Genomic DNA, 12,664 nt, shown 5'->3' on the forward strand with positions numbered 1-12,664 from the left:
AAAGTTTATTGATCATGGATTTAAAAGGATCTATTACTTTGAATTTGCAAAACTTATTGTGTAGTTTCTACAAAATCGAGGAGAATATAGTTAAGTATGCTTGGCATAGTAATACAAGATGTATCGTATATCCACCTGATATCTACTACAGGAAATGTGGATTTAAAAAATTAAAAACTGGGATGGCAAGATATATTAATATGAATTTAAGTAAGGAATACGTTATATAAGTGCTTAAGCTATGCTAGTTAAAAAATGAGCGTTAAGGAGTGGAGTAAATGAACAAAAGGATAAGAGCAATTATTGGAACAACGTGTTCTCTCGTTTTATGCATTTTTGGAATATATAGTTTGATAACTGCAAGTTCATCCGTTATTCCTGCTGTCTTATTTGCTATCGGTGGTTTTATTGGGTTTATAGGGGGAATTTATGATCTGAAAAATTTAGATATTGCTTGAACGAACAAATTTGAAATTAAAAATTATTACTTATTTTTTTCACCATCAATGTCAACGGATAAATCTTTTTTTGTTAGTGAGTTTAAAATATAATAAGAATTGCACTTCTATCGTTGGATGTAATTAATCATGGAAGTGCAGTTTTTTTATGTAAATTACCCCTGTTTAGGAAATATGTCATTGATAATTTTGATCTATTCAATTAGCGTAAAAATGCTTTTTTAAGACCGTTCATTTACCTCGCCATTTTCTCTTGAAAGCCCGATTTTTTCCTCTACTTCGTATAAAGTCAAATTATCATGTGTAAATGTTGGTGATTTTGCTCAATTCGTTTTCTCTTCTTCCGAACACACAAATAATAACGAACATTACATTAACAAAATATCTCCAAAATAATACTTCCTTCTTAAAATTCTAACTCATCAAATTGAGAATACCCTTTACATTTAAATGTATTATTCTTTATATGTTAAATAAAACCTCAAAATAAAGGGGCGTCCAAAAGCCGGAAATCGACTATTGGACGCCCCTTTGTATATTTAAATTAATAACGCATTGCAACTTTCATAAGTTCGGCACCAAGGTGTACATCAATAGGCTGCTCGCTTTCTTCTAAAGTGTTAAATGTGATTTCATTTACAAGTAAATTTTCTCTCATTAAATCTTCAAAACGAAGGATCATTTCTTCTACTTCAGTAATTGCTACAATGTTAAGAGATACATACATCTCAACTGGTAAATCTAATTTCTTTCTTGTGTCTTGAATTGTACGAATAAGTTCTCTTATTTGGCCTTCTTCGATTAATACAGTCGTTAATTGTACATCTAGCAGTACTTTTAATTGCTGATCACCAGCTAACTCAAAGCCAGACGTTACAGCAGATTCAACAAGGAGGTGCTCAGATTTTAAAGTATAGCCTTCTTCATTTATTTTAATCTGTACTTCGCCTTGCGATAGAATTGTTTGTTTCTCTTCTTCAGGCATGTTTTCTACATATTGTTTAACGGAGTTAACTGCCTTTCCAAAGGCTGCACCAGCAGTTTTGAAGTTCAATTTGAAGTTAGCTGATTCATACTTCGATATATTATCAGTAAAAGTAACAGTTTTGACGTTTAATTCATCTTTGATGATATTTGTATATTCATCTAACGAACCATTGTCTTCACTACGCCAAACGATTATTTGTTGAAGCGGTTGTTTCGTTTTTAATGATGTGCTATTACGAATACTTCGACCGAATTCAACTATTTTTAGAATCGTAGCCATATCATTTTCTAATTCAGGATTAATCACTGTTTCATCCGCTTTTGGATAGTCTTGTAGGTGTACGCTACTGTTGTGGAGTTTTAAGTGAATATCCTCTGCGATAAAAGGTACAAATGGTGCTAATAAGCGGCTAATTGTACTTAATGTCTCAAATAGGGTAGAGTATGCTGCTTTTTTATCCTCTGATAGACCAGAAGCCCAGAAACGATTTCTAGAGCGTCTTACATACCAATTACTCACTTCATCAACTAATTCTGCAATCTCTCTTGTAGCAGCTGTAAATTGGAATTCATCCATAAACTCTGCTACAACTTTTACTGTATTATGCAAACGGGAGAGCATCCACTGATCTAATATTGTTTTATTACCAGTTTGATTGGCATCATATTCAAAACCATCAATTTTCGCATACATCGCATAAAATTTATACGTATTATCTAATGTATCAACTAGCTTTGATTTTGCATCTTGCACAGTCTTTTTTGAGAATCGTTTAGGATTCCAAGGCGAACTATCTATTAAAAATGCCCAACGTAGAGCATCAGCACCATATTCTTGGATCAATTCAACTGGATCTAGCGCGTTACCTTTACTCTTCGACATTTTCTGGCCGTTCTCATCTAATACATGACCTAATGATAAAACATTCTTATATGGTGCTTGCCCAGTAAATAGTGTAGAGACTGCTAAAAGGCTGTAGAAGAAGCCACGAGTTTGGTCGATGCCTTCAATAATGACATCAGCAGGAAATTGCTTTTTAAATTTCTCTTTATTATCAAATGGATAGTGGTGTTGCGCAAACGGCATTGAACCACTGTCAAACCATACGTCAATAACCTCTGGCGTTCTTTCCATCTGTCCATGACATTTAGGGCAAACGCATTGAACATCATCAATAAAAGGCTTATGAAGCTCTATACCATCGTCCAAATTGGTTGTAGCAATTTCTTTTAATTCCTTTATACTGCCAGGAGCAACTTCATTGCCACAATCATCACAGATCCATACATTTAATGGAGTACCCCAGTAGCGGTTTCGACTAATATTCCAATCGACTAGATTTTCAAGGAATTTTCCGAAACGCCCGTTTTTAATATGCTCAGGATACCAAGTGACTGTTTCGTTGTTCACAAGCATTTGCTCTTTAAGTGACGACATATTGATAAACCAGCTATCTGTCGCATAGTAAAGAAGCGGTGAATCGCAACGCCAGCAGTGTGGGTAACTATGCTCATACTTTTCTTTGCTAAATAGCAGACCTTTTTCAGAAAGCATTTTAATAATATCTACATCACAGTCTTTTACAAATTTTCCTTCAAGATCAACTACCTCAGCTGTGTAACGACCTTGCAAGTCAACAAGATTCACAAAAGATAAGCCATTTTGTTGAATAGTTTTATAGTCATCTTCACCGTAAGCCGGTGCGATATGAACGATACCCGTACCACTGCTCTCTGTTACATAATCAGCTAAGACAACGATATGTCCTTTTACGACAGTTGCATAATTGAATGGAGGCAAATACCTTACGCCTTCAAATTCATGTCCTTTATGCTCACTTAGAACTTCAACACCTCCACCTAATACTTTTTCAACTAACGATTTAGCAACAATGAAGATTTCTTCTTCTTTTTGAACTCTTACATAAGTTAACTCTGGATTCATTGCAAGTGCTACGTTAGCAGGTAAAGTCCAAGGTGTTGTCGTCCAACCGAGGAAGACTTCATTTTCTTTATCAGCTAATTTAAATTTCACTGTAGCAGATAAATCTTTAACATCTTTATACCCTTGTGCGACTTCATGTGAACTTAATGATGTTTGACAGCTAGGGCAGTAAGGTGAAACACGATGGCCTTTATATAACAATTTGTCTTTATGCACTTTACTCAAGATGTGCCATACACTTTCGATATAGTCATTGCTTAATGTCATATAAGGATCATCCATATCAACCCAATAACCTAATTCTTCTGTAAATGAACGCCATTTCTTCTCGTAAGTGAAAACACTTTCCTTACACTTGTTGATAAATGGCTCTATACCATAACGTTCAATTTCTTGTTTACCTGAAATGCCCAGTTGCTTTTCAACACCAAGTTCTACAGGAAGACCGTGAGTATCCCATCCAGCTTTTCTTTCTACCTGGAATCCTTGCATCGTTTTATAACGTGCGACAACGTCTTTAATCGTTCTACCAAATGCGTGCCCTACATGGGGAAGTCCGTTTGCTGTTGGTGGTCCTTCATAAAAAACAAACGGTGTGCGTCCATCTCTTGCGTCAACAGAAGCTTGGAAAGTATTTTGCTCTATCCAGAGGTTACGAATGCGTAGTTCACGCTGTACTGTATTTTCTTTACTTTCATTTGAATACATTGATATCGCTCCAATACAAAAATTATTTAAAAACATACAAAAAACCCCGTCCCAAGTAAGGGACGGGGTTAACCGCGATACCACCCTAATTCTATTGAAAACCGCTCAATAGCACTCAGCAACGTACAATCATACGTGTTCCTTTTAACGGCGGACACCCGGAGAGACCTACTAAATCTTCAGTCAATCTTCTCAGAGAGGATATTCACATTACTCTTAAACACTGACTTGCACCTATCTGTCAGCTCTCTAGGGAATAAGATGTAATGTTACTCTTTCTCATCAACGAATTTGTATGCTTTTATTGGAAATTATCGTAACAGAACTGAAAAAAATTGTCAAATCATTAAAGAAGGGGAGGGATGTTACTAGTTTATTGTTGTAGAAACCTGGACAATTAGAATTAAGATAATGTAGATAGAGAATAGTGAAATTTAATTATTCAAAAATGAAAGTTTTGTTGAATGTGATAACTGAAAATAGTGTAATGTAAAAAGTATATTATAAATTCAAAAGAATCTATAAATAAAATAGCGAATAATAGAAAAAGTGGGTTACATTATAACGTTTTAGAACACAAAGATACACAAATCTATTTTTCATGAACGCTCACAGCAACTAAAATCCGCGAATAAACACTTGAAAACCATTGATACATAAGCATTTGCGAAAGATTATTCACATGTGTTTTTATTGCAGAAATCATTCATTTCGTATAATTAAAGGGAAATAAATCTATTTTTATGAGTATTTGTAATTTTATGTATTCAGGTTTGAGTTTTGATAGGTTACTATCATTTTTACCAATCTATTTTTTCTCGATAGTAAGACGAATAATACTAATTTACATTAAGTGATTAACAAAAGTGAAGCGGTGATCAAAAATGAAATTTATTGAAATAGGAATTGGCAACACGTGGATTGTTAGGATAGAGACAGAATTAGAGGGCGGTTCTGAATTTGAGGAACGAGGTATAATAGGACCAATTATTTTTAAATCGGTTTATCTTCGAATTTGGTTATTTAAAACGGTAGTAATCCTAGATTCAAAGGAAGGTTTAAAGAAGATGAAAAAGAAGCGAAACTCCCTTAAGTTAGTATTGGGTATTCAAAGTAAATAAGATAAAGAAGGAAACTTCGCATATACGTAATTAAAATTTGTGCTACAGCCGTTTACGATGTTCTTTTAGCTCGTCACCTATTTTTTTAATTTCTTCTGTTTGCTCTAGAACATTATTATTTAATCTCCGTATAGCATCAAATACAGCAAAAATTGCGCAAATAACTATAGAGGTGATAATGGATTAACAAGAAATACAGTAATTTGGATAATAATCGTATTAATTTTGATAGTAGTTTTGCCAATGAAAAACTGGATTTTATTAGACATTCAACCATAAGTAGCATGATTTCATAAAAGAAACTAAGATGTATCATTTGAATTAGTTTTATAGATCCGTCTTGCTAATCAAGACGAAACTTTCTCTAATACTTTATTATAGATACACACAAGGCATCCTGTATTGTTTATAAGCAGCAATGCAGAATGCCTTATTTATTTTGCTCATTAGTTTTATCGTTCAATTCATTAATCAGTCGAGCTGCTTCATCTACATGTGACACATCAAGAATTTGTATGTTTAAATTTTGTTTCTGCTGAATTTCCAAAGCTTCTTTTCTATTTGCACTTGGAATGATCATCAATGAAAAACCGGATTTTTCAGCAATTTGCATTTTTTCTTTTAAAATACCTATGGTTAATACGTCTCCCGTTTCGTTAATTGCCCCTGTAACAGCAATCTTTAAGTCGGTGTGCAAATCACCCCTCAAAATAAGCCCTGTCAACGCTAAACCTAATCCAGCGCTACTTCCATCAATATGATCGTTATTTAAAAATTTGTTAATGTTTCCATCTTCTTGTCCTAAAAAATGATTCACGTTTTCTCTCATTTGTTCTACGCTATCTTTCCCAAGATAGAACCACTTCAATAATTGTCGGTTCTTACTTCCGTACCGGTCCGAATTGGTGATTTTAATAATATCCAGAAAGTCTATTTGTTGTTCTTTTAAAAAGTTTATAACAGCGTTTTTGTTTTCAGTAAATTGGAAATCAACTCGATTTACCCCTATTAAATAGATTCCTGAGCCTTCGTATACTTCTAAAGGATCCGTATATCTGTATGCAGCGTGCGTGTAAGAATCATAAAATAGTAGTGGCAGTTCGTAACAAAATAATAGAGCTATCATGGTTGTTGCTAACAAGACTTTGCGTTTGATAGCACGCTTTTTACGATACACAATGAGTGTAATTAATAAGATAATTAAACTAAGTAATAATAGTACAACAAATGATACTCCTCCAATTACATTTTTAAGATACAATAATAGAAATACAAAATAATAGATCAAGGTAATAATTGTAGTCACTATACAAGGTAAACTTCTTTTGAGATTAAAGATAATTCCTTCACTCCTTACTCTAGTGCAAGTATATTTTATATTTCTAGAAAAATGCAGAAAACCCCTTTATTTTGGAAATTATAAATTTTTTCAAATTCACATAAAAAAACCGTTTGTACAGCGTAGATTAACGCTTTATAAACGGTTTTTTTGCCTATTGAACCATTATCTCAATCTTAAAAGAAGGAACTATTTATACCTTACTTTAATTTATACATTGCTTTATAGGGTATAGATGTTTTATAATCTGTTTGTACCTAACAAAGCAAGGTATAGTTGAAGGAGAGAATTACGTGGAAATTGATAAGGAGATATTAAGAGGTTATATAGACACAATCATTTTAAGTTTGCTTTATCATGATGATATGTATGGCTATGATCTGAGCAAAGAAGTTAAAAAGCTAAGTAAGAATTCATTTGAAATAAAAGAAGGAACTTTGTATTTATCATTTAAACGTTTAGAGAAAAATGGCTATGTAACAAGTTATTGGCAAGAAGGAAGTGCAGCGGCCAGGAGAAAGTACTATCATCTCACGAATACAGGAAAAGAGTATTTAAGCCATAAAAAAGAGGAATGGCTTTTCATGAAACAATTAATGGATCAATTTTTGGAAGGAGTCGAATAACATGACATTAAGTAAAGCTACAAAAAACAAAATCAACCAATTCGTGAAGCAGAATACAAAGCTAAGTGCAAGTGACAGTAAAGAGCTTACATACTTTGAAGAACTTGCAATTCAAGCGAATCAGACATTTGGGGAGGCGAAGAAAACGGCTGCTAAATTTAAATGGACTTCACAAAAAAATAAGGAAGCTCAAGAAGAATTAATCAGTTATATGGACGATTTTATACAAGATTTGATAATAGAGGAAGGCATTTCAGAAGCAGATGCATTTGAAAAGGCTAAGGCCTCGTTTGCAGTTGAAAATCCAGACAATCCTATGCTAGATAATAATGCGAAATGGTTACAATATCTTGAACCGAATATAGAGGAAGCAATTGGTCTATATTACGCTGCATTTATGTTCATCGGATTAACCTTAGGTGCGTTATTAGGTGTTATTTTGCAAATGGTCGTTTTAAAAGAGAGTATTGGTTTATTATTCTTTATTATCACGGGGATTGGTTTAATGATGGGACTTGCTTTCGGTATGTTAAAAAATGCAAATATCAGATTAAACAGTTAAGTATTATAATAAGAAAGAAGAGCCTGTATTGAGATTCAATCAATGCAGGCTCTTCTAATCTTTAGTCGTACTGTCCATTATAAAACAGTAATTGATATCGATTCAATCTCGACAATACGTTCACCTCTGTCTAACGAGTTCTCTTGATCAATTGTTTGTTCATCATGATGAATAGGGTCCCGTCATTTATGTACCTTACCTACCAGATATATAATGTAATCAAAGAAAAAAGACAGGTAAAAAAACCCTGTCTCAGATGGTGGGATTTATTATTATACCTAAAGGTTTACAGCGTACTTACATTAACAGCATCCACCATAGCCGCCATAGCCACCCATGAAACTTGCGCCAATAATTATCAAAAGAATAAACAGAACGATAAGTAAAGCGAAGCCTGATCCATTTCGTTCACGTTCACCTTCGAAACCGCCATTGCCCATACTGTACACCTCCTATATCTCTGATAGTTCATTCTATGTCAATATTGAATAAGTGTCTGGGTTCATTTGTTTAGTTTTAAGAAAATAATTTAAAGTCACTACAGTCACACCCTGGTGGTATTATTTGTCCCTACAGTTATGTATCATATTAACTTAAAAAGGCGAATAAATTCAGTTTTTTAATCATCAATTTTTTCAAATTTAAAACTAAATTCTGTTACTCTTATTGGAAAACTTACCCTTAATGGTTATAATTCATTTAAAAAAGGTGGGTGATTTCATGATAAATACTTTAAAAGAACGATTAATTCAATTGAGCAATTATCTTTCACAGAGTGAAATAGATCTATTAGAACAAGCTATTAATTTTGCTGATAACGCACATCATGGACAGAAAAGGGCTACTGGAGAGCCGTATATCACTCATCCTTTAGCCGTTTGCGAAATACTTTTGGAATATAAGGCGGATGTTACTTCTTTAATTTCAGCATTACTTCATGATGTAGTGGAAGATACAGATACTCCTATCCATGAAATTGAACTAAAATTTGGTGAACAAGTCTCTTCAATCGTAGAGGGTTTAACCAAAGTAGAGAAGGGTCAACTTGAGAAAGAAGAATATACTGCGATTAATACGGAAAAACTGCTCTCTGCTTCAGTAAATGACATCAGAATTGCAATTATTAAAATTGCAGATAGGCTGCATAATATGAGAACACTTTCAGTTAAAAAAATTGAAAAAAAGATCCCTTATGCAAATGAAACAATTATCTTTTTTGTACCTCTTGCAGAGCGACTTGGATTATATAGAATGCAAAAAGAGTTGGAGGAGTTATCATTCAATTATTTGAACCCACCTAAGTCTAAAACAGTTCAAAAGTTAATAAACAATTACGCTGTTAAATTTGAAGCTATCTTTATCAAGTGTTTTGATGAAGTAAAAAAGGAAGGTGATTCTCTAATTTTAGATTTGGAATGGAATAAAGAACCGTTGTACAGATCTTATTGCTTATTACTAGAAGAGCATGCTTTATCCGATTTATTTTCAATCAAAGTGATCACTAATGCACCTCTTCTTTGTTATACTGCGCTGGGGATAATACATAGGCTCTATACACCAATTGAACATCAATTAATAGATAATATTGCCATCGTGAAAAGTCCATTTTTAAAACAATTAAAAACTAAAGTACTAATCAACAATATCGAAGTAATCTTTATAATTCAGAGTGAGTGTGATAAAAAAATGAATGATAATGGAGTGTTTGAGTTACTAAAGGGCGATTTATCAAGTAGCGAAATAACTACTCTAAGTAATGATTTAATTGCCTTTGAATTGCTTCAAAGGATAATTACAGTATATACACCTAAAATGGATGTGGTCTCATTACCAAAAGGTTCAACTATTATCGATTTTGCCTTTTCACTAAATTCACAATTAGCTTTCAGTATGTCTGCTGCAAAGGTAAATGGACAAAATAAGCCCATTCAAACTGTACTAAATGATATGGATGTTGTAGAAATACTTACGACTAATAATAATATGGTTAAATCTGATTGGTTAATTTATGCCCAAACCTCCAAAGCGATTAAAGAAATTAATGAATTATTAAATATGTAATTAATAATAGGTTATTTAAATGGAGTTGCTGGAGCAGCTCTTTTTTTTGTTGACCTTTCTAATAAAATTTTTATAATACTCCTTGGCAACCATTTAAACAATTCTTTCGTTATAAGTAATAGATTTTACGATTATAGTAAAAATCATGAAATTTATCGGTGATTCCAACAATAAACTAGTTACTATATATCAGAAAGATTAGGAGAATGAAGATGAAAGAAGAAAAAAAATGGTATAAACAAAAGAAATATCAGATTGTACTTAGTATTGTACTGCTAATGGGATTAGGGGTAGGTGGCTATGCATTTAGTATATATAAGTCTTTCAATTCCGCTCTGGATAATATGCATCATCCTATAGATAAAACTGAGAAGAGAGAAAATGATATATCCATGCAAAAGCAAGATCCTTTCTCTGTTTTGATGCTGGGGGTAGATGAAAGAGCTAATGATTCAGGTAGATCAGATACCATGATCGTGCTAACAGTTAATCCAAAAGAGAAATCGGTGAAAATGTTAAGTATTCCTCGCGATACAAAAACTGAGATCGTAGGAAATGGAACAGTAGAGAAAATTAATCATGCCTATGCTAGAGGCGGAGCAGAGATGTCCATTGCAACTGTTGAACACTTTTTAGATATGCCGATTGATTATTATGTAAAGGTAAACATGGAAGGCTTTAAAGATATAATCAATACGCTAAATGGTGTCACAGTTGTAAATGATATGGATTTAACTTATAAAAAATACCATTTCCCGAAAGGCGAGATTGAGCTAAACGGTCAGGAAGCGCTAATATTCTCGCGTATTCGTTATGAAGACCCAAGAGGTGACTTTGGACGTCAAATTAGACAAAAGCAACTCATTCAAGCCATTTTAGATAAAGGAACAAATCTATCGTCGTTATTAAAAATAGATGATATTCTTGGTAAATTAGGTGAAAATATTAAAACGAATTTTACGTTAAAAGAACTGTTAAGTATTCAGAAACAATATAAATCATTAAATAAAAACATTGAACAAATTCAATTTAAAGATGGTAATGGAGGAAAAGAAGCGGGGGTATGGTACTTTTACCCTGACGAAACTGAACTAAGTGGAATTAAACAAACATTAAAAGATCATCTTTTATTAAAATAAAAATTGAAGACATCTAATAAAATCCCGTATTCTTTGTGGAATACGGGATTTTTGTATATTCTTCTGGAAGTGAAATATCTAAAGATTCATTAGTACTTCTATAAAAGGGTCATAACTCCATTTAGTAAACAATATAAATAAATACAACTTATCTTTCTTTATAGCGCTAATAATTCAAGATTTTAAAAAAAGAAAGGGGATTTGCGTAGATTTAAGGGACTATGCAATGTACATTGCGATTTTTGGTGTATTTGGATCATGTTGGTTTGGCTGGGCACAAGAAAAACCTAGAGAAAGCTGGAGAAAGTATCTCGGCATTGCTTCTGTACTCTCGCTGTTAGTCGGTTTACTCGGTATCTATTTAAGCGTGACTAATTGGAATGAATCGAGCGCTTTGTCGGAAGCGGGTGTTTTCAAGAATTACTTAATCTTTGTGTATGTCGAATTCTTCATAGCAGGAACCGGTGCTTTCTTATTGATTAAATATAAGACAAAAGACTATGTTGCCCCTTGGATTGCCTTTATCGTTGGTATTCATTTTATCTGGTTAAAAAGCATCTTCCAAGACTCCAGTTTATATCTTCTAGCAACGCTCCTTGTCGCAGTCTCAATCATTTCTTTATTTCTTTCTAAAAAGCTTAACGTAGCAAATAGCGCTATAACCGGTATCGGAGCGGGTACAGTACTGTTTTGTTTCGCTATAATAGGGTTGGTACGGTTTATATTAATTTAAATCAGAATGAGCTGCGAATAACTATATTCAAAAATAAAAAGTTTAATCAACAGCCCTGTATTTCCATATAGGGCTGTTGATTGTTTAGAAATAAAGGTGTACGGTTTATGAGGTTCATATATTCGTCTTGATTTTCTTTCCCATTATTAAGCCATTAAATAGGTGTTGAACATAATAAAAACATAAACGCCTCTGATAAAATTGATTTTTTTACATATGAGTATATCATTTCATTTAACGAAGAAAGTAACATGGACTATTATTATTTTAATCCAAAAAATGGCTGATTTTCAAAGTTAAACGACCTTTCTAAAATATTGAATTTCTTACTATAGAATCTTACGATAAATCTTCAATTTAGAAGACTAGCGGATGTGTAATAGTTATACAGGTGATTTCATTTCCCAAGCTGTAAACCCGTAGTTGTAGTAACTTCGTAGAAAAATATAAAGGAGTGAAATGTATGAACATTATTATTTTTGGAGCAACTGGAAGAACAGGTCGTGAGCTGATTTCTCAGGCATTGAAACAAGGGCATTCCGTAACAGCTTTTGTTCGAAAACCCAACGAAGATTGATATTGTGCACAGCAATTTAAAAATGGTAAAAGGAGAAGTAACCAATTATTAGTACAATCTTTAAAAATACCGATAGAACTTCACACCAGATATAATTTCAATAAAGCGTGTTTTGATCATTTTTTTCAAAACATGCTTTTTCTATAAATACTTTTAAAAAGACTTATGAAATTATAGTTATCGTTAGTATGGTTAAATGAGCTTTATTAAGCGGTTTTACCTAAGAGGGTAGGGAAATGTTATGTTTTTTACAATGAAGCGCTACATACGCATGTAACAGGCCTTAAAAAAGACGGTATGGATATTGAGAGATATTCAAATACAAACTAAACGAAGAAACGAAAATTTTTGTTTAAATCATGCTGATAATTTTCCTTGTTGTTACGCAACATTCCTGTAAAATTCTGA

Annotated in this window: 11 protein-coding genes and 1 other annotated feature; of the genes, 8 read left to right on the forward strand and 3 right to left on the reverse strand. The window is 32.9% G+C overall.

From position 1 onward, the window contains the following. Positions 1–278 precede the first annotated feature (278 nt). On the forward strand, positions 279–458 hold the full coding sequence (locus ACQKMD_RS07605; RefSeq protein ID WP_427750841.1) for a hypothetical protein: 180 nt from the start codon (positions 279–281) through the stop codon (positions 456–458). 544 nt (positions 459–1,002) lie between these two features. Here ACQKMD_RS07605 and ileS read toward each other — a convergent pair. Beyond that, the gene (gene ileS, locus ACQKMD_RS07610; protein ID WP_427750843.1) at positions 1,003–4,098 is read right to left on the reverse strand and encodes an isoleucine--tRNA ligase; all 3,096 of its coding nucleotides are present in this window, start codon (positions 4,096–4,098) and stop codon (positions 1,003–1,005) included. 55 nt (positions 4,099–4,153) lie between these two features. After that, positions 4,154–4,393: a binding site (T-box leader), on the reverse strand. A 589-nt stretch (positions 4,394–4,982) separates the two neighbouring features. On the opposite strand from ileS, the gene ACQKMD_RS07615 reads away from it, so the two are divergent. Then, complete coding sequence (locus tag ACQKMD_RS07615; RefSeq protein ID WP_427750845.1) at positions 4,983–5,219, forward strand: DUF3977 family protein; 237 nt, start codon at positions 4,983–4,985, stop codon at positions 5,217–5,219. 430 nt (positions 5,220–5,649) lie between these two features. On the opposite strand, the gene ACQKMD_RS07620 is transcribed toward ACQKMD_RS07615, so the two are convergent. Further along, entirely contained in the window at positions 5,650–6,525 is an 876-nt protein-coding gene (locus ACQKMD_RS07620; RefSeq protein ID WP_427750846.1) for a S16 family serine protease, read from the reverse strand. A 326-nt stretch (positions 6,526–6,851) separates the two neighbouring features. Between ACQKMD_RS07620 and ACQKMD_RS07625 the strand changes: the two genes are divergently transcribed. Continuing rightward, positions 6,852–7,184, forward strand: a complete 333-nt coding sequence (locus ACQKMD_RS07625) for a PadR family transcriptional regulator (protein WP_427750848.1) — start codon at positions 6,852–6,854, stop codon at positions 7,182–7,184. Between the two features lies 1 nt (position 7,185). Further along, entirely contained in the window at positions 7,186–7,746 is a 561-nt protein-coding gene (locus ACQKMD_RS07630) for a hypothetical protein (protein ID WP_427750849.1), read from the forward strand. Between the two features lie 302 nt (positions 7,747–8,048). Here the strand turns inward: ACQKMD_RS07630 and ACQKMD_RS07635 are convergent, their stop codons facing one another. After that, positions 8,049–8,186 carry a YjcZ family sporulation protein gene (locus tag ACQKMD_RS07635; RefSeq protein WP_427750851.1) on the reverse strand — a complete coding sequence of 46 codons (138 nt, stop codon included), beginning with the start codon at positions 8,184–8,186 and terminating at the stop codon, positions 8,049–8,051. Between the two features lie 280 nt (positions 8,187–8,466). Between ACQKMD_RS07635 and ACQKMD_RS07640 the strand changes: the two genes are divergently transcribed. The 4 genes from ACQKMD_RS07640 to ACQKMD_RS07655 all read left to right on the forward strand — a co-directional run bounded on the left by ACQKMD_RS07640 (position 8,467) and on the right by ACQKMD_RS07655 (position 12,256). Further along, on the forward strand, positions 8,467–9,807 hold the full coding sequence (locus ACQKMD_RS07640) for an HD domain-containing protein (RefSeq protein ID WP_427750853.1): 1,341 nt from the start codon (positions 8,467–8,469) through the stop codon (positions 9,805–9,807). A 212-nt stretch (positions 9,808–10,019) separates the two neighbouring features. Beyond that, on the forward strand, positions 10,020–10,946 hold the full coding sequence (locus tag ACQKMD_RS07645; RefSeq protein ID WP_427750854.1) for an LCP family protein: 927 nt from the start codon (positions 10,020–10,022) through the stop codon (positions 10,944–10,946). A 226-nt stretch (positions 10,947–11,172) separates the two neighbouring features. Further along, positions 11,173–11,679 carry a hypothetical protein gene (locus ACQKMD_RS07650; RefSeq protein WP_427750856.1) on the forward strand — a complete coding sequence of 169 codons (507 nt, stop codon included), beginning with the start codon at positions 11,173–11,175 and terminating at the stop codon, positions 11,677–11,679. 463 nt (positions 11,680–12,142) lie between these two features. Continuing rightward, entirely contained in the window at positions 12,143–12,256 is a 114-nt protein-coding gene (locus ACQKMD_RS07655) for an NAD(P)H-binding protein (protein WP_427750858.1), read from the forward strand. The last annotated feature ends 408 nt before the right edge of the window (positions 12,257–12,664 follow it).

Origin of the sequence: Viridibacillus sp. NPDC096237 (genome assembly GCF_050278625.1) — a bacterium.
Classification (GTDB): domain Bacteria; phylum Bacillota; class Bacilli; order Bacillales_A; family Planococcaceae; genus Viridibacillus.

What these genes read in the sequence shown, in the direction of transcription:
- ACQKMD_RS07630 (WP_427750849.1), top strand. Translation starts at nt 7,186, where the DNA reads ATGACATTAAGTAAAGCTACAAAAAACAAAATCAACCAATTCGTGAAG.
- ACQKMD_RS07655 (WP_427750858.1), top strand. Translation starts at nt 12,143, where the DNA reads ATGAACATTATTATTTTTGGAGCAACTGGAAGAACAGGTCGTGAGCTG.
- ACQKMD_RS07615 (WP_427750845.1), top strand. Translation starts at nt 4,983, where the DNA reads ATGAAATTTATTGAAATAGGAATTGGCAACACGTGGATTGTTAGGATA.
- ileS (WP_427750843.1), bottom strand. Translation starts at nt 4,098, where the DNA reads ATGTATTCAAATGAAAGTAAAGAAAATACAGTACAGCGTGAACTACGC.
- ACQKMD_RS07650 (WP_427750856.1), top strand. Translation starts at nt 11,173, where the DNA reads ATGTACATTGCGATTTTTGGTGTATTTGGATCATGTTGGTTTGGCTGG.
- ACQKMD_RS07635 (WP_427750851.1), bottom strand. Translation starts at nt 8,186, where the DNA reads ATGGGCAATGGCGGTTTCGAAGGTGAACGTGAACGAAATGGATCAGGC.
- ACQKMD_RS07605 (WP_427750841.1), top strand. Translation starts at nt 279, where the DNA reads ATGAACAAAAGGATAAGAGCAATTATTGGAACAACGTGTTCTCTCGTT.
- ACQKMD_RS07645 (WP_427750854.1), top strand. Translation starts at nt 10,020, where the DNA reads ATGAAAGAAGAAAAAAAATGGTATAAACAAAAGAAATATCAGATTGTA.
- ACQKMD_RS07640 (WP_427750853.1), top strand. Translation starts at nt 8,467, where the DNA reads ATGATAAATACTTTAAAAGAACGATTAATTCAATTGAGCAATTATCTT.